13 protein-coding genes are annotated in these 16,038 nt (G+C 41.6%); 5 read left to right on the top strand and 8 right to left on the bottom strand.

The window, feature by feature from the left end:
• The coding region (locus G500_RS24435) for a Uma2 family endonuclease (RefSeq protein WP_035758320.1) at positions 1-566 on the bottom strand (566 nt) is incomplete at its 3' end.
• A 211-nt stretch (positions 567-777) separates the two neighbouring features.
• On the opposite strand from G500_RS24435, the gene metK reads away from it, so the two are divergent.
• The 3 genes from metK (at position 778) to G500_RS0120260 (ending at position 4,460) form a co-directional block, all read left to right on the top strand.
• Positions 778-2,049 (top strand): methionine adenosyltransferase, encoded by a 1,272-nt coding sequence (gene metK / locus G500_RS0120270; RefSeq protein ID WP_027003865.1) that lies wholly within the window; start codon positions 778-780, stop codon positions 2,047-2,049.
• Between the two features lie 87 nt (positions 2,050-2,136).
• Entirely contained in the window at positions 2,137-2,949 is an 813-nt protein-coding gene (locus G500_RS0120265) for a hypothetical protein (RefSeq protein ID WP_027003864.1), read from the top strand.
• Positions 2,946-4,460, top strand: a complete 1,515-nt coding sequence (locus G500_RS0120260) for a KGGVGR-motif variant AAA ATPase (protein WP_027003863.1) — start codon at positions 2,946-2,948, stop codon at positions 4,458-4,460. The genes G500_RS0120265 and G500_RS0120260 overlap by 4 nt, the downstream gene beginning before the upstream one ends.
• 95 nt (positions 4,461-4,555) lie before the next feature.
• Here the strand turns inward: G500_RS0120260 and G500_RS0120255 are convergent, their stop codons facing one another.
• The 3 genes from G500_RS0120255 to G500_RS0120240 form a co-directional block, all read right to left on the bottom strand.
• Positions 4,556-6,739, bottom strand: a complete 2,184-nt coding sequence (locus G500_RS0120255; protein ID WP_245574514.1) for a dipeptidyl-peptidase 3 family protein — start codon at positions 6,737-6,739, stop codon at positions 4,556-4,558.
• A 148-nt stretch (positions 6,740-6,887) separates the two neighbouring features.
• Entirely contained in the window at positions 6,888-7,730 is an 843-nt protein-coding gene (locus G500_RS0120250) for a phytoene/squalene synthase family protein (RefSeq protein ID WP_027003861.1), read from the bottom strand.
• Positions 7,731-7,939: 209 nt separating this feature from the next.
• A complete protein-coding gene (locus tag G500_RS0120240) occupies positions 7,940-8,446 on the bottom strand; it encodes an RNA polymerase sigma factor (protein WP_027003860.1) in 507 nt (168 codons plus the stop codon).
• Between the two features lie 562 nt (positions 8,447-9,008).
• Between G500_RS0120240 and G500_RS0120225 the strand changes: the two genes are divergently transcribed.
• Both G500_RS0120225 and G500_RS0120220 read left to right on the top strand, forming a co-directional pair.
• Positions 9,009-9,824: a hypothetical protein gene (locus G500_RS0120225; protein ID WP_027003859.1), complete on the top strand. Its 816-nt coding sequence runs from the start codon at positions 9,009-9,011 to the stop codon at positions 9,822-9,824.
• 156 nt (positions 9,825-9,980) lie between these two features.
• The gene (locus G500_RS0120220; protein ID WP_154657254.1) at positions 9,981-10,148 is read left to right on the top strand and encodes a hypothetical protein; all 168 of its coding nucleotides are present in this window, start codon (positions 9,981-9,983) and stop codon (positions 10,146-10,148) included.
• An 8-nt stretch (positions 10,149-10,156) separates the two neighbouring features.
• On the opposite strand, the gene G500_RS0120215 is transcribed toward G500_RS0120220, so the two are convergent.
• The 4 genes from G500_RS0120215 to G500_RS26105 form a co-directional block, all read right to left on the bottom strand.
• Positions 10,157-14,047: a two-component regulator propeller domain-containing protein gene (locus G500_RS0120215; RefSeq protein ID WP_027003857.1), complete on the bottom strand. Its 3,891-nt coding sequence runs from the start codon at positions 14,045-14,047 to the stop codon at positions 10,157-10,159.
• Between the two features lie 231 nt (positions 14,048-14,278).
• On the bottom strand, positions 14,279-14,740 hold the full coding sequence (locus G500_RS0120210; RefSeq protein WP_027003856.1) for a hypothetical protein: 462 nt from the start codon (positions 14,738-14,740) through the stop codon (positions 14,279-14,281).
• Positions 14,741-14,966: 226 nt separating this feature from the next.
• Positions 14,967-15,212: an RpnC/YadD family protein gene (locus G500_RS0120200; protein ID WP_161626172.1), complete on the bottom strand. Its 246-nt coding sequence runs from the start codon at positions 15,210-15,212 to the stop codon at positions 14,967-14,969.
• 139 nt (positions 15,213-15,351) lie between these two features.
• On the bottom strand, positions 15,352-16,038 hold a 687-nt coding region (locus G500_RS26105; protein WP_027003854.1), incomplete at its 5' end, for an RpnC/YadD family protein.

Raw genomic sequence — 16,038 nt, 5'->3', positions numbered from 1 at the left:
TCGGGAAAAATGTGGGCGTTGAAAATTTCGTCTTCTACAAAACTACTTTTTAGCTCATATTTTTCGTTTTCATTCAAAACATACTGCTGCAAAACGTGTTCAGAAGGAAACACTACCCAATATTCTTTTACGCCACTTTCTTCATAAAGGGCGTATTTGGTTCGCATTTCTTTTTTCGAATTGCCGGGCGAAAGGATTTCGATAATCAAATCGGGCGCACCAACGCAGCCGCGCTCATCTAATTTACTTTTATCGCAAATTATACAAATATCTGGCTGCACTACGGTATAAAAGTCCTTGTTTGCCTTCAAAGATTTTTTCCTATCCAAAAGACGCACATCAAAAGGGGCAGAAAAGAGGTCGCAAGCGCTATGTTTCAAAAAAACAAATAAATTACCGTATAATTTACCTGATACTCTCTGATGTTTTACACTCGGCGCAGGCGACATTTTAAAAATCTTCCCTTTGATAAGCTCGACGCTTTGCTCGAAACGCCATGTAAGATAATCGGCGTAAGTGTAAGTGCCATTTAGGTCTAAATCGTTGATGTCGGTGATGTATTTCATGTTTTGAGAAGTTTTGAGAGGGCTTTAAACAAAAATACAAAAAAGCGTCTGAAAGGGTTGCATTTTTCTCCTATTTTGTGGCTTTTTACGTTGTGTCTTAGAAGGGTGGCTTCGGTAAAAAATAGCAAAATTTGTCAATCGTTCTTATTTTTCTAACTTTGCAACCGCAAAATATCCGTACCTTATCTTTATTTTCACACTTTCCTAACTTATGGCTTATCTTTTCACCTCAGAGTCCGTTTCGGAAGGACATCCCGATAAAGTAGCAGACCAAATTTCCGATGCCGTTTTAGATGCGATGTTGGCGCAAGACCCTAAATCGCGCGTGGCTTGTGAAACCTTAGTAACAACAGGTTTGGCAGTAGTAGCAGGCGAGGTTACGACGAAGGCTTATGTAGAAGTAGCCGACATTGCACGTGAAACCATTAAGCGCATAGGCTATACCAGCGACGAGTATCGCTTTGATGCCGAATCTTGTGGCGTAGTCGTAACGTTGCATAGCCAATCCCCTGATATTGCACAAGGCGTGGATAGAGCCGAAGGGCAGGAGCAAGGCGCAGGCGACCAAGGCATGATGTTTGGTTATGCTACTGCGGAAACGCCTGAATATATGCCCATGGCATTGGCTTTTTCGCATCGCCTTTTGAAAGAATTGGCAAAAATTAGAAAGGAAGAAAAGCACTTGATGCCCTATTTGCGCCCCGACGCTAAGGCACAGGTTACGATAGAATACAACGAGCAGAATCAGCCCACGCGCGTTCATACCATTGTCGTTTCTACCCAGCATGATGACTTTGATACCGAAGCCGCTATGCAGGCAAAAATTGCACAAGACATCAAAGCTATCCTGATTCCACGTGTAATTCCTGCCCACCTTTTAGATGCGCATACGATTTATCATATCAATCCTACGGGTAAATTTGTTATCGGAGGACCTCATGGCGATGCAGGACTAACAGGACGCAAGATTATCGTTGATACCTACGGAGGAAAGGGTGCGCATGGGGGCGGAGCTTTTTCAGGCAAAGATTCCTCGAAAGTAGATAGAAGTGCCGCTTATGCGACGCGCCATATTGCAAAAAATATGGTAGCGGCAGGTTTGGCAGACGAGGTTTTGGTGCAGGTTGCCTATGCGATTGGGGTAGCCAAGCCTGTTTCGCTCAACGTCAATACCTACGGCACTGCCAAAGTAGCCCTTTCTGATGGTGAAATTGCCGAAAAAATAAATGGACTTTTCGATATGCGCCCTGCCGCTATCATCGAGCGTCTGGGACTTACCAACCCTATCTTTTCGCCCACAGCCGCCTACGGACACATGGGGCGCGAAAGCTACAAAGACAAGGTTACGGTTTCTTACATCGAAAAGAAACAAGAAGGCAACGCGCTTATCGAAACGCGCCGCACAGAAGAAAAAGAAGTCGAGTTTTTCACTTGGGAAAAATTAGACTATGTGGATAAAATCAAAGCGGCTTTTGGTCTGTAAAAAGGCTTTTTAGCACTAAAAATACACGTAGAAAAAACCGTCGCCGAAGGCTAATAGTCCTCGACGGCGGTTCAAAAAGTTTGAAAGATGGAAAGCGAAGGCAAAAAAGTTTTAGACATACTTCTGGAAAAACAAGCCTTTCTTAGAGAAGAATGGGCAAAGACCAACCATGCCCTTACCAAATTTGAACTCGAAAAAAACTTAGAAGATTTAGAAAAGCAAATAGACGATTATCGCACGCGCCACCAAAGTTTTAAGTCGGTGAAATTGCTTTTGATTAGCACAGATAGCGCGACGATAGAAGCCCAACTCCAACAGCAGCCCGAAGCCGCCGAAATAAAGGCGCGTTACGGAGCTTTGGTTTCAGATTGGATTGTCTATCAAACGGCAGAAGGACGAGGCATTTCCTTTGCAGAACTTATCACAGACTTTGAAAAAAAATCAAATATAAGTTTAGAGATTTATGTAATAGAGGTAGCCAACAAAAAGATTTTGGCTTCTTTGGAAGATAGCAAAAGCGAATTTATTGCCATTATAGATTGTTTGGCTTTGGCATTATTGCCCACCTATGAGCGTGTTTGTAGCCGTTTTGATGCGCGAAAAGTGGGAGGCTGCCTGATTCCGATTTGTAGCAATTTTTCAGAAGCTCTGCAAAAACGCCTAAGAGAAGCGCGAAACCAAACATTTGAATTACTTGGTGAGGAGGTAGCAGAAAATTTCGAACTCTCTTTGGGACATATCGAGTTGGAACTGCCGACGGCGCAGGATTTTTATAGGCGATTGAGCAATATCATTTTTGGTTTTGGTCTGATAAAAGAAAAAGCCCATATCGCCTTCACAAATGATGCAGCTAAGGTTTTGCAAAATGCCAACATTAACAAAAAACAATTAGGGATATGAACCTTCGAACTATCGGAAAAAAAATCATTACTTTTTACTCGTACAAAGGCGGCGTAGGGCGCACGCAGCTACTATCCAACGTGGCAGCGTTTCTCTGTTTCCAACGCCATAAGCGCGTCTTGCTCATTGATTGGGACTTGGAAGCACCGGGATTGCACTTTTATTTGGGCATAGAAAAATCGCAAATTGTAAAAGGAACGATTGACCTTTTTGATGATTATGTAAAACTTATCCGCCGTTCTGAAAAGCCACTATCCCAAGATGAAATGCCGTATTTTGACGCTTCTTATATCGTGCCTACCCATTATCGCAGCGAAGAAGGGGGCAGAGTGGATATGATTTCGGCAGGAAAACAAGATGAAAATTTCACAAAAAAAGTAAATGATTTTGCTTGGCAACATTTCTACCAAAATTTAGATGGTGCAGCTTATATAGAATTTCTTAAAACAAGTTTAAAAGAATTAGACTATGACTATATTTTTATAGACAGCAGAACGGGTATCAACGATTATTCAGGAATTTGTAATATCCAATTTCCTGACATCAATGTCATCATTGCAGCTCCCAACTACCAAAACTTGAATGGTTCGCTCGATATTTGTAAAAAAATTAGTGAGTCGCCTTATTTAGATTTAGAACTCGAAGGGCAGCCTTTGCGCAAACCCTACATTTTTCCTATCCTTTCGCGCCTCGATTTGAGTGAAGATACCCATTCAAGCGAATGGATTTTGCGATTTAGCCGCGAATTTCACCCCTATATCCAAAAGACCTTAGCCTTAGAAGGGCTGCAAAAAAGTTCAAAAGATTTTGTAGATGACACAAATATTTATTACGTAAAAGAACTTTCTTACAAAGAAACTATCGTTTTCCAACAAACCGAAAATGAGCAGGACTTTTCGGGCATCAAGGAGCAGTTTCGTGAGTTAAGTAAATATCTTTTGTCGGAACAAAGAAACGCACAGAAAGCAAATGCAGAGCAGCAGTTTCAACAGCAACAAAAAGTAGAATTTAAGCCCCAAAATGAAGCCGAAGCCTATCTGAACATGGGCAATTCATTTGCTTTTTTGGGAAAATACGAAGAAGCGAAAGCGCAATATTTGAGGGCGATTGAGATAGATGCGAATAACCATCAAGCATTTAGCAATTTAGGGCTTGCCTATCTAAACTTACAAGACCCTAAGACTGCCATTTCTTATTTGCAAAAAGCAGTAGAGATTAAATCTGATAACTATCAGACGTGGAATAATTTGGGAAACGCTTATTACGCGCTTATGCAATACGAGCAGGCGCGTCTTTGTTTTGAAAGAGCCGTTGAAAATCAGCCTTACTATCATCAGGGGTTTTATAATTTAGCCTGCCTTTATAGCCTTGAAAAAAATAAATCTCAAACGCTTTTTTATTTGGAAAAAGCTCTTGCTATCGAGCCTGAAACATATCGTTTGAGGGCGAAAGAAGAAAAAGATTTGGAATGGCTTTGGCAGGATAGCGATTTTTTAAAGTTGGTGGAATAGTTTTTTAGCACTAAAAATACACGTTTAAAAAAAACCGTCGCCGAAGGCTAATAGCCCTCGACGGAGGTTTATAAAACAGTTTAGTTTAGAAAATGTTATTCAAAAGGCAGGAAACCGTATTTTTCGCCATATTCCAGCATTTGGTCGGCAAAAGAAGTTTCATATTTGATTTTGATGTCGATGATTTGACCCTCTTTTTCAAAAGGCACTAAGGTAGGCTGAATAAAGCCCGAATAAGGCGCAATGTTGAAGGCTGCATAACGGTCTAAGACTTCTTTGTGTAGGGTCTTATCCACTTTTACGCCGTAGGTTTCTACCAACTTTTTAGCCGCCGCAAAATCGCCTTTGGAGATAACGCGCTGAATTTCACGCAATAAATCGCCAAAAAGGACGCGCAACTTGGCATAGTCATTTACCACAAAGTAGGTTTTGCCTTCTACTACTTTCTTTTCAATGACCTTATCGGCTTTGCCTTTTTCATAGACCCAAGCGGCAACTAATTGGCGATTGCGCATGTGGTCTTCTTCTAAATGTTCGCCCAATTCTAAGCGGCGAAGTTGTAACATTAGCCCGTTCATGATGTAAGAATCGTACTCGGCTTTGCCTACTTCGTCGGAAGGGACAAGATTTAGCTCTACCATTTTGGGGTCTAAGATGTAATAAAGGGCGACCAAATCGGCACGCGCCTCTTCTAAGGTAGAAGCATAGTTTTTGAGCGTTTCTTTGGGAGTGCCTACGCCGTCTTCAATTTGCCCCGAAGCGTGTCCGATAACCTCGTGCAGGGCGGTGTGCATCTTGCTCGAAAGCCCCCCATGTGCCTTCAAGCGGCTTTTTACTGCCTCGTCGAGGTAAAATTCGTTCGTAGTGCCTTCGCCTGCGGCTTTTTCGTAAGCCTCCTCGATGTTCATGAGCGAAACGGACTTAGAGCCATGCTCTTTTCTAATCCAGTTGGCGTTAGGCAAATTGATACCAATGGGCGTAGAAGGAGCGGCATCGCCTGCCTCACCCACAACGGTAATGACGCGATAAGAAACCCCCTTGACCTCTTTTTTCTTGTGTTCGGGCAAAATAGGCGAATTGTCTTCGAAAAACTGTGCATTTTCCGAAATTACTTTCATGCGTGCCGAAGCCTCCTTATTTTCGATATAAATGACTGATTCATAGCTTGCTTTGTAGCCCAAGGGGTCGCCATAGACTTCAATAAAGCCGTTGATAAAATCTACCGTTGTGTTTGCCACACCCGTCCAAGCGATACTGTATTCGTCAAATTTTTTCAAATCGCCCGTTTGGTAGTATTCTATCAAAAGCTCGATGACACGCTTTTGTTCCTGATTTTCAGCCACTTCTGCGGCTTTTTTGAGCCATTCTACCATTTTAGAAAGAGCCTCCGCATATTTGCCTTTTTTGTCTGCCGTTCCAATCGCGTAAGGCAATTCATAAATGCCATCTTTTTCATAACCAACCAAGACTCCTGCGGGCGGCGTGCCTTTGAGCAAAAGCGAATTAAGCCCATGCGAAATAGGGCGCGTATCTTTGGGGTCTATAAAGTTTTTGTAGAAACTTTCTACCTCTTTTTGGGTCAGGTCGGTGCTATAAAAATTAGTAGCCGAAGTTGCAACTAAATCCACACCGTCGGCTTTATTGACGCGCTTGCCATCGATTTTAGGGTCGAAAACAATAGGCGTGAGCATCTCGATAAGCCCTGCTACATCTTGCCCTTCGGAAAGCGGCAATTTGGCAGAATCGCTATTTTTGAGCAAATCGGCGAAATATTCTTTTGAAAAATCAGGTAGAATTTTCTTTTCGGCGTAGTGGTGGTGAATCCCATTCGAAAACCACACGCGCTTGGCATAGACCATAAACTTATTCCAATCTTCACTATTTTTGTCGCCACTATAAGTCTTGACAATGGCTTCTAATACTTTTCTGATGCGAAGGTTGTGTTTATAGTTTTGGTCATAAATCATATCTCTGCCGCAAAGCCCTGCCTGCACCAGATAATAGACCAATTTTTTTTCGTTCAAAGAGAGTTTATCGAAGCCCTCTACCTCGTACTGCAAAATGCGCAGGTCGGCAAACTGTTCGGGTGTGTAGGGTTCGCGCACAAAGTCAGGGATAGCCTCTGTGGTGATGCTATCGGTTTGAGTTTGGGTAGTGTTTTGTTTGTTGTCTGACTGTTGGCAGGAAGAGAGTGCTGTGCCGAAGGTCATCAGACCTGAAACTAAAAGGGGGTAGAGAAAAGTGTTGTACCTGCTTTTCTGCCTGATTTTGTCCATCATGGTCAGTTATTTTTAGGTTTGTGTTTGAAAGGAGAAAGCCGTTTGAGATAAATACGACAAGCAAAAATACATTTTTATTTTCAAATCGGCTTCAAACACAACCTTTTACAGGCAAAAAGTAGGGCGCAAGCGGCATTTTGCCCCGCCCCTACATATAATTGAGCTGGTGCTTGACATAACTTTTCGCCAAAAGCACCATTTTATAGCGATTGGGAACGCGAATCCGCTCTTGCAAAAGTTGGTGGGTAGAGCTTTGCTTGATTTTATGAAAAAGTTTGACGTAATAAACATACGCCAAATAAACGCCCAAACGCGCTTTTTTGGGCAAGCGAATGATACCCTTGTAGGCATCATCAAAATCTTTTTGGATGTCGGCTTCTATCTGTCGTTTCGAGTCGGCATCAAAATTTTTGAGTTTGAGGTGCGGGAAATAGATTCTGCCGCGGTCTTCGTAGTCGCTTTTCATGTCGCGTAAAAAATTGACCTTTTGAAAGGCTGCGCCCAAACTTCGTGCAGGCTCTTTGAGCGTTTGATACAAATTGTCGTCGTTCTGGCAAAAAACACGCAAGCACATTAGCCCCACTACCTCTGCCGAGCCGTAAATGTATTCGGCATACTTGTTTTCGTTGTAATCTTGCTTGTGCAAATCCATTTCCATGCTATGCAAAAAAGCCTCTATCAGTTCGTTTTCTATGCTATACTGCCTAACTACCAACTGAAACGCATGCAGGACAGGGTTTGTGCTGATGCCTTCTTCGATGGCACGATAGGTGTCTTCTTTAAAACGCGCCAACAGGGTAGCCTTCGGATAGTTGTGAAAAGTATCGACAATTTCGTCGGCGTAGCGCACAAAGCCGTAAATGGCGTAGATGGGATAGTGCAAATCCTTGTGCAAGGTCTGAATCCCCAAAGTAAAAGAGGTGCTATAATGTTGCGTTATCAGACGGCTGCATTTGAGCGTGGTCAGGTTGTAAAGGTCTAAACTACTCATGATAGGATTGGTTTGGGCGTAAAAGCGGTAGGAAGGCACAAGTTGAACAAAAACAAGCAAAAAAGCAAGTTTAGAGAAAAAACCAAGCGGCAATGCGAGGGGGGGAGCGCAGTATGCCGCCCAGCGGTTTATAGGCTATAATTGAAAAGCGCGAAAAATGTTTTACCTTTTGGGTGCTTTTCCTATAAAAGCCTCTACAAAGTGTGCCGTTAATGCACATACATTTGTAGCTGCTCTTTGAGTTCTTTGCGTGCGATATGAATACGATTTTTCACCGTCCCGATAGGAATATTGAGCCGCTCCGCAATTTCGTGATATTTGAAACCGCGAAAGTGCATTAGAAAGGGTTTGCTATAGGCTTCATCAAGACGCTCGATGGCTCTGTGGATGTCTTGTAGGGCGAAGGTAGAATACGCGCCATTTTGAGCGATTTGGTCGCTCGAATTGAGGTAGTGTAGGTTTTCCGTCGTGTCTATGAACGTGTTTCTACGCAAGATACGCTGATAGTTGGTAATGAACGTATTTTTCATAATCGTATAGAGCCACGCCTTCAAATTTGTCCCTTCCGAAAATTTGTCGCGATTGATGAAAGCCTTTAATACTGTTTCTTGTAGCAAATCGTTTGCGTCTTCTGCATCTTTGGTGAGTTTGAGTGCAAAAGGCTTTAAGCTATGCGCTATGGTGTGCAGTGCGTATCCAAATTCTAATGCAGTCATGGCAGTTCGGGGTTTAGGTGTTTTGTTGAATACAAAGATAGAAAAGGCTTCACAAAACTCCAAATTTTTGTTGAGGTTTTTTTTCGCTACGCCTAAACAAAAAAATCATACGAAAACCCCTTTTTCAAGTTTTTATTCCCTGATTTAGTACGATAACGTATTTTTTGAGCATTTTATTTTAAAAGCAGACGGCAAAAAGTCAATTTTTTTACAAAAAAAAAGGAAAATTGCATTTTTCTGACCTAAAAAAACGCTGTCATAAAAATTGTAAAAATCGAAAAAAAAGCGTCGGGTGCGACATTTTTTCTGTTTTGTTGATTTTTTTTCTCAATTTCCTAAAAAAAACTCCACAAAAAAAGCAGCTGCCTTCTCACTTTTGTACGCCTATGTGTAGGGGGGCTTAAATTTTGTGTATGCTTTTTCAAGAAAGTGGCTTTTGTGTTAGACAAAAATCTTTCGCTGCCTTGAAAAGCGGTTTCACAAACTTATATCGCCTTTTGGTTAGATTGTCTTTTTCTCAAAACCGAAAAGCCTCATTTTTACGCGCTCTATCCCTAATTTTATGCAAGTCAAACCCTTTTTTCTCTTTTGTATGATGCTAACGCTGCCCACACTCTTTCTAAAAGCCCAAAGCAAAGTAGGCGAAAATAGCCCTATTAAAGCCGAAGCCCCCCTGATTTTCCTTTACAAAGGCTACGACCAAAATGGCGAACCCAATCTTATCAAGACGCTGGTCTGGAAAAATTTGATAGAGGAGCGCAATACCTTCAAACTTATCTTCGAAGTAAGTGCCGCCGCTGTTGGCAAAGCAGGCAAATATTTGGGGGTTGCCGTTGGAAAAGATGGCAATTATTTTGAATCCGACAACCGTTTTGAGGCAAAAGGCTATGAAATTAGCCTCGACCTAAATCCTCAAAACTTGTCCTTGAAGGTAGTAGAACAAGATTGCAAGCTCTATCACGACGCAGGTATAGATTTTTCGGCTACTTATTTTCCTTTGCTCACCACTTCCTACAAAGTTGGCGAATATGATTATTCTTATCGTATGTTTGAAGAAAATATGATAGATGATTTTATTTTTATCCCCTTAGATGAATTTCGTACTTTTCCTGTTCGCGCTTATAGCAGGTTTAGTTTGGGCGAAAAAATAGAAGACTTGCGTATCGTAAAAGCAACGCTTTATTGGGTGCGTGGAGATGATTATTTAACGAGTAAAGTTATCTATTCAGAGCAAGAATTGAAACAAACCTTACAAGATTGGGATTTGCAGATAGAAGATACCGTTAATATTTGGGTGCATCACCTACAAGGCGATTTTGCAGGCAGTCAAGCGACTTTTTACACAAACCAAGAAATTTTGCGGTTTGTGATGGAATAACCACAAAAACCCACGCCGAGGGGGTGTTGCCTATTTATGTTAGGTTTTGTACAAAGTCTTGTATTGTTAAATTTGAAGCAAAATAAAATTTGGTTTTGATACCCTCCCTTTGGGGCAGTAATGTTAAGTTCTGTAAAAAATCTTGTTTTGTCAAATTTGACACGAAATAAAATTTGGACTGAACCCTATTTGTTGGGTCTGAAAATCCTTTTTTATTTCAATCTCACTTCGGACAAGGCAATGCCTTGTCCCTACATTTGCACCTACTTTTTAGAATTTAGCATTGCTGGCGCATTGACCTTGCCTGCCCGCACCGAATGTTGAAAATTTTTCTATACTTCAATTCCCAAAAGGGTAATATCATCACGCTGCTCGGCTTGTTGGGAAAAATTGTTTAAGAGCCGTTTAAGGGTCATAAATTGCTCATCTAAACTCTGAAAAAGCGTCTGTTCTAATTGCGTAAGTAGGAGTTTAGTGCCGATTTTGTCGCCTTGTGGGTTTGCTTGGTCGGTATAGCCGTCTGTGGTGAGAAAAAGTCTATCGCCTTTGTATAAAACTTGTGTGTATTGTTCGAAATCTTGCAGCCTTTTAAAACTTCCCCCTATCGAGCGGCGCGTTGTCTTGGCTATCTGAACGCTTCTCTTTTTCTGCTGCTGGTCGTCTTCTTGTATGCAGGCAATAAGAAGTGGGCGTTTTGCACCTGCATAGACCAATTCTACACCATCTTGCTGCGGCAGTTGCTGGAAGCGGCACAAAATCAAATCCATGCCGTCGTGTCCTGAAAAATCTTTCTGTCGCAAGACCTGCCTAATTTGTGCATCTAATACCTCCAAAATTTGGGCAGGCTCATGAATTTGCAAGTCTTTGACAATTTCATTGAGTAGGATATTGCCAATCAAAGACATAAAAGCACCGGGTACGCCATGCCCTGTGCAATCGACGACGGCTAAAAAGTGAAAATCTTTGTTTTTTTCCTGCACCTTATGAAACCAAAAGAAATCGCCAGACACAATGTCTTTGGGCTGGAAAAGCAAAGCCGCTGCCCCAAAATGTTGAGCGACGCGCTCAAAGGGCGGCAAAATGGCGCGTTGTATCTTTTCGGCATAACGAATACTATCGGTAATGTGCGTATTTTTTTCGCGTATAATTTCATACGATTTGCTATTAGCAACCGCAATGGCAATATAAGAGGCTAAGTTTCGCAAAATATCGACGTGTGTTTCGGTGTATGCCCCTTTCTGAAAACTTTGTACGGTAATGACCCCTAAAATTTCGCTTTCCATCTTCAAGGGCATATAGAGGAGTGATTCGGGCAAATTGCCTACCATGCCATTTTTATACTTCTGCTCTACAAGTAGGTCGGCAAAATCTTGGCGCACCTGATTCGACCAAATTTCTTCGCCCTTTACAAAACAACGGTATGCCAATGTAGTGCTGTCGCTCAATGGCTCGGCGTGAGTGGGCAGTATCAAGCCACCCTCGATAAAGCCGCGAAATTCTATATGGTCTTGACTTGCAACATAGATACCTACCCCAAACCCTTCGGCAGGCAAAAGGGTATTGACAAGTTGATAGACTTTTTGGGTCATCGAACTCATATCGAGCGTAGCGGTGATATTTTGCCCTATCTGACTCAATACCTGAATATTTTGATAGGCTTTAATGGCTCTTTCGCGCTGAAAATCTATCTCCTCTTTTTGGTTGAGAATTTCGCGCGTGCGTTCCAAGACAAGTTCTTGCAGTTCTAATTTTTGCTGTTGCTCTTTTTTGATGCGCCAACGGTAAAATAGGGTTATCAATCCTACCAAAAAAACAAAAGAAAGGAGGTAGAATAAGGTCGTTTCGTGAAAACGTGGCTGAATGACAAAGGCAAAACTCACGCCCTGCCTATTCCAGAGTCCGTCGCTATTGGCTGCCATCAGGCGAAATTCGTACCTACCCGCAGGGAGGCGTGTGTAGCTAATTTGGCGCAGGTTTTCGGCTTCAATCCAGTCTTGGTCATAACCTTTGAGCTGATAACGGACGCGCACTTTTTCGGGTGCAATGTAGCTAAGGGCAGCAAAACGGAAGGTGAGGCGTTGCCAATTTTGGTCTAAGGTGAGCAACTTTTTGCCGTCTGCCTGTGGATACCAATTCGTTTGGTCGGTCTGTACTGCTTGCAAATAAACAGGCGGCAAGACCAAATTTTTTTGAATTTCGGTAGGCTTTAAGACCGAAATGCCGCCCATTGTGGGTATCCAAATGCGCCTATCCTGTGTTTCATACATCTGCACTGCACCGATACATTCCGAACTCACCATGCCATCGCTGCGGTCGAAAATCTGTGTTTCGAGCATTTCTTTCTTGCCATCAGCTACCGCTTCCAATTCGCTATAAGCAATCCTGACCAAACCAATAGAAGAACTGACCCAAAGTGCGCCCTGCTCGTCAAATTTCACATCTAAGGGGTAGGGAAAAGGCAAACCATTTTGGGGAGAGAAATTAAAAATGCGCCCATCTTGGCGAAGCCAAGAGATTTTACCATTTGTCGCAATCCATGTTTGATTTTGTGCGTCTTCTGTGGCACTGAAAACCAGATTATTGCCCAAACCTTCCTTTTCGGAGATAAAACGTAGGATTTTGCCTTCGGCAGAAAAGAAGGCAATGCCGTTGTCGTTGGTGGAAACCAAAACGCGCCCATCTTTCAAAGTGAGCAGGTGCATGACAAAATTCGAGGGCAGTTTGCCATTGTTTTTATTGAGAAAAAGTTTTGTGCCGTCTGTTTTCCAAATTTCTATGCCGCCTGAACGCGTGCCAATCCAAAGGTCGCCGTTTGGGTGTGCCACTACCGCTCTGACCTGATTATCGAGAAGGCGACGGTTAGGGTCGGGATTATTTTTGTGGTATAAAATTTCTTTTCCGTTGGGTTCGATTTTGAGCAAGCCTGCATAAGAGCCAATCCAAAAATTGCCCTTTTGGTCTTGAATGGCAGTACGGATACGCTCCTTTCCCAAGTCGGTTTTGAAATTGAGAAGGCTTACTTGATGATTTTTTGCGTCAAGCAAATTGACTTTGCCGTTGTCTGAACAGACTAAAAGTTTGTCTTTTTCATACTCGAAAAAAGAATTTACGGTATTGGTAGCCAGCCCCTCTTGTTGGGTATAATTGGTAAAATTGCCATCTCTAAGGCGCAAAAGTCCGAAACGGTAGGTAGCAGCCCAAAGACTGCCTTCTCTATCAAAGGTAAGCCCGTTGATGTGCAGCTGTTGATGTTGTGGCGTTTTTGTAAGTTCATCTATTTCGTTTTTTTCAAAATCAAAACGCAAAAGACTAAAAGGCGTACCCAACCAAAGGTCGCCCTTGCTATCTTCGGTGATAGAAAGAAGCGGATAGCCATCTAAAAGAGAAATGCGTTGGAATTTCTGATTCTGATAGACATACAAGTAGTTATCAATACTAACAAAAACCCTATTTTTTCTGTCTTGAAAGATAAAATGCACTACCCCTTTTTCGTTGAGTAGTGGCTCTTGCGGCTCTATTTCCACTCTTTTGAGGCTGCCATCGGAAAAATATTGAAATAAACCTTCGCCTTCCGTTCCTATCCAAAGTGTGCCATTTTTTTCTTGATATAAATCAAATACAAAACTACTTTTTAGCCGCTCTATTTCAAGGGCTTTAAATTGTTTGGTAGTGAGGTCGAATTGAAAAATGCCCTTTCCGCGCGTTCCCACCCATATTTTTTTCCCACTTGCGTCTAAAATTAGGGGGTCTATCGTTACAGAAGGCAAACCTGCTTTTTGGCTATAACTTTCAAATTTGCCCTTTTGGTAGCGCACCAAGCCGCCGCCGCCCGTAGTGGTTGCCCAAAGGCTGCTATCGGGCAGTTCGAGGAAGCGCGAAAAGGCTGTCGTCTGAATTTGGGGCGTATTTTTGCCGTCAAAAGTTTCGAAATGAAAGCCATCGAAGCGCGTAAGTCCTGCATAAGAAGCTATCCAAAGGTAGCCTTCTTTGCTGCAATAGACGTTTTGCAAGGTATTCGAGGGCAATCCGTCTTTTCTATCCCAGCCATCAGAAATGTATTGGCTGACGCGCTTTTCTTGTATTTTTTCCTGCGCCAAAAGTTGTATAAAAAAACAGCCAAATATTTGGAAAAAAAGCCACAAAAAGCCAAAAACGACCAAGCCAAGCGAAGAAAAACGCTGCTCCGCTCTTTTTTTACCACCAAAAGAAAACGCCTTTTCCATAGTACCCAAGCAAAAAAATCATTAGGTGTGAAACCCTAAAAATCTTGAACCACCCTCATTTTCGAGTCAAAATTGAACTCCCCAACAAAGAAAGGGCAATATAACATTTTTTATCTTTTCCCTCAAAAGTAGGCGCGATTTGTTTCTACCTACGCACAATAAGGGGGGGAACTAAGCCTAACTTTTAGTTTACTCTTTGGTTATTGGAATACTACGCACAACGGGGGGTAGCTAATAAAAACGTCGCTTTGTTTTAGCCTCTTCATAAGGTAAAAACCAATTTTTAGGGAAACCTCTATAATGAATGTCTTTTATTTTTCCTAAATAACAAAATTTTCCACCAAGCGCACCAAGCGCACGCCAAAGTAAGACCTCCATGTAACCCATTTTCATTGGATTGAAATACCTTAAATCTATTGTTGTATTTTTGTTATAATAAACTATTGAAGCATAACTTTTAGTTTGATTTGATATAAATTCTATCGCAATCTTATTTTTTTCAAAAAAAAGATTAAACCAATCTTCTGGTAATTTTTCTATGATAGAATATGTTTTTTCACTATACTTAGCTTGTTGACAAATAACCTGCATACCTGATAGCTCTTCCATTTTACTTCTAAGAGTAAAAGGGTCTGGTGCTCCATCTTCAAACCAAACAGCCTCAACTATGTATGTAGGAGGTAGGTCGTTCATGATTTTTTAAGTTTATTGTTGTTTAAACCATTCAAAAAGAAGTGTTGGAATTTGATGTATCCTGCCTATGATAGGAGCGGTAAAGCCCGCACCCCTATCAGCATGGCAAATCTTGGATTTGCGCTACAAGGTACGGCAAAATAGCAAAAAACGCCCTTTGAAGCCACAAAATTGTTTTTGCCACTGATTATCCTGCACAAACAACAGCCGAAAACGCCTAACAGAATTACAATTCTTTACCCAATTTTCGAACCTCCTCGATGGATAGTTTTGTAAGTTTAGCAGTTTTCTCTACAGAAAGCCCGTCTTGTAAGCAAGAAATTGCTAATTCACGGCGGGCTTTTAGCTCGCCTTTTTCCAAACCCCTTAACTCACCTTTCTCTAAGCCTTCCTCTAAGCCTTTTTGCAAGCCCTTTTCCAAACCTTGCAAATAAAAGTCATCTTTTTCAATGTCGTATCCTATCGTTCCCATATTTCCTAATTGGTTTTGAATGATTTTTGGAAGTTTATTGCGCAAACGCGCTAAAATAAGCAACTGCTTGACATACTTATTTAACGCAGTAAGGTCGGTTTTTAGTTGCGAAAGGCGAAATAAAATACATCTAATGAGGTTACAATTCTTTACTCAATTTGCGAACTTCCTCGATGGATAGTTTAGTGAGTTTAGCAGTTTTCTCTACAGAAAGCCCGTCTTGTAAGCAAGAAATTGCTAATTCACGGCGGGCTTTTAGCTCGCCTTTTTCCAAACCCCTTAACTCACCTTTCTCTAAGCCTTCCTCTAAGCCTTTTTGCAAGCCCTTTTCCAAACCTTGCAAATAAAAGTCATCTTTTTCAATGTCGTATCCTATCGTTCCCATATTTCCTAATTGGTTTTGAATGATTTTTGGAAGTTTATTGCGCAGACGCGCTAAAATAAGCAACTGCTTGACATACTTATTTAACGCAGTAATATCGCTTTTTAGTTGCGAAAGGCGAGATAAAATTTTACTCACTACTTCCTCTTGTTTTTCCTTTCCAAAATCCGCCAAAACTGCCATAATCACCTCTTCGGCATTTTTAGATTCGATAAATTCTTTGTAGGAATAATCTCTAAAAGATTTTAATTGAAAGCCTGTGAAAATTTCCGAAGGCGCAAGGGCAGAGCGCATATTGCTGGGCGTTTCACCTAAGTAGTAAACAATTTGAATAATAGGTTTTTGATACTTTTTGTGTAAAATAGCATGATATTCTTGCATGCGAAGCACCATATTAGGTTCATCTCTTGCTTGAAATTCTAATTGTAGGATAAATTCTTTTTC

This window comes from Hugenholtzia roseola DSM 9546, assembly GCF_000422585.1.
Taxonomy (GTDB): Bacteria; Bacteroidota; Bacteroidia; order Cytophagales; family Bernardetiaceae; genus Hugenholtzia; species Hugenholtzia roseola.
Note: the sequence above shows the minus strand (reverse complement) of the source record. Positions and strands in the feature narration are given on the sequence as shown.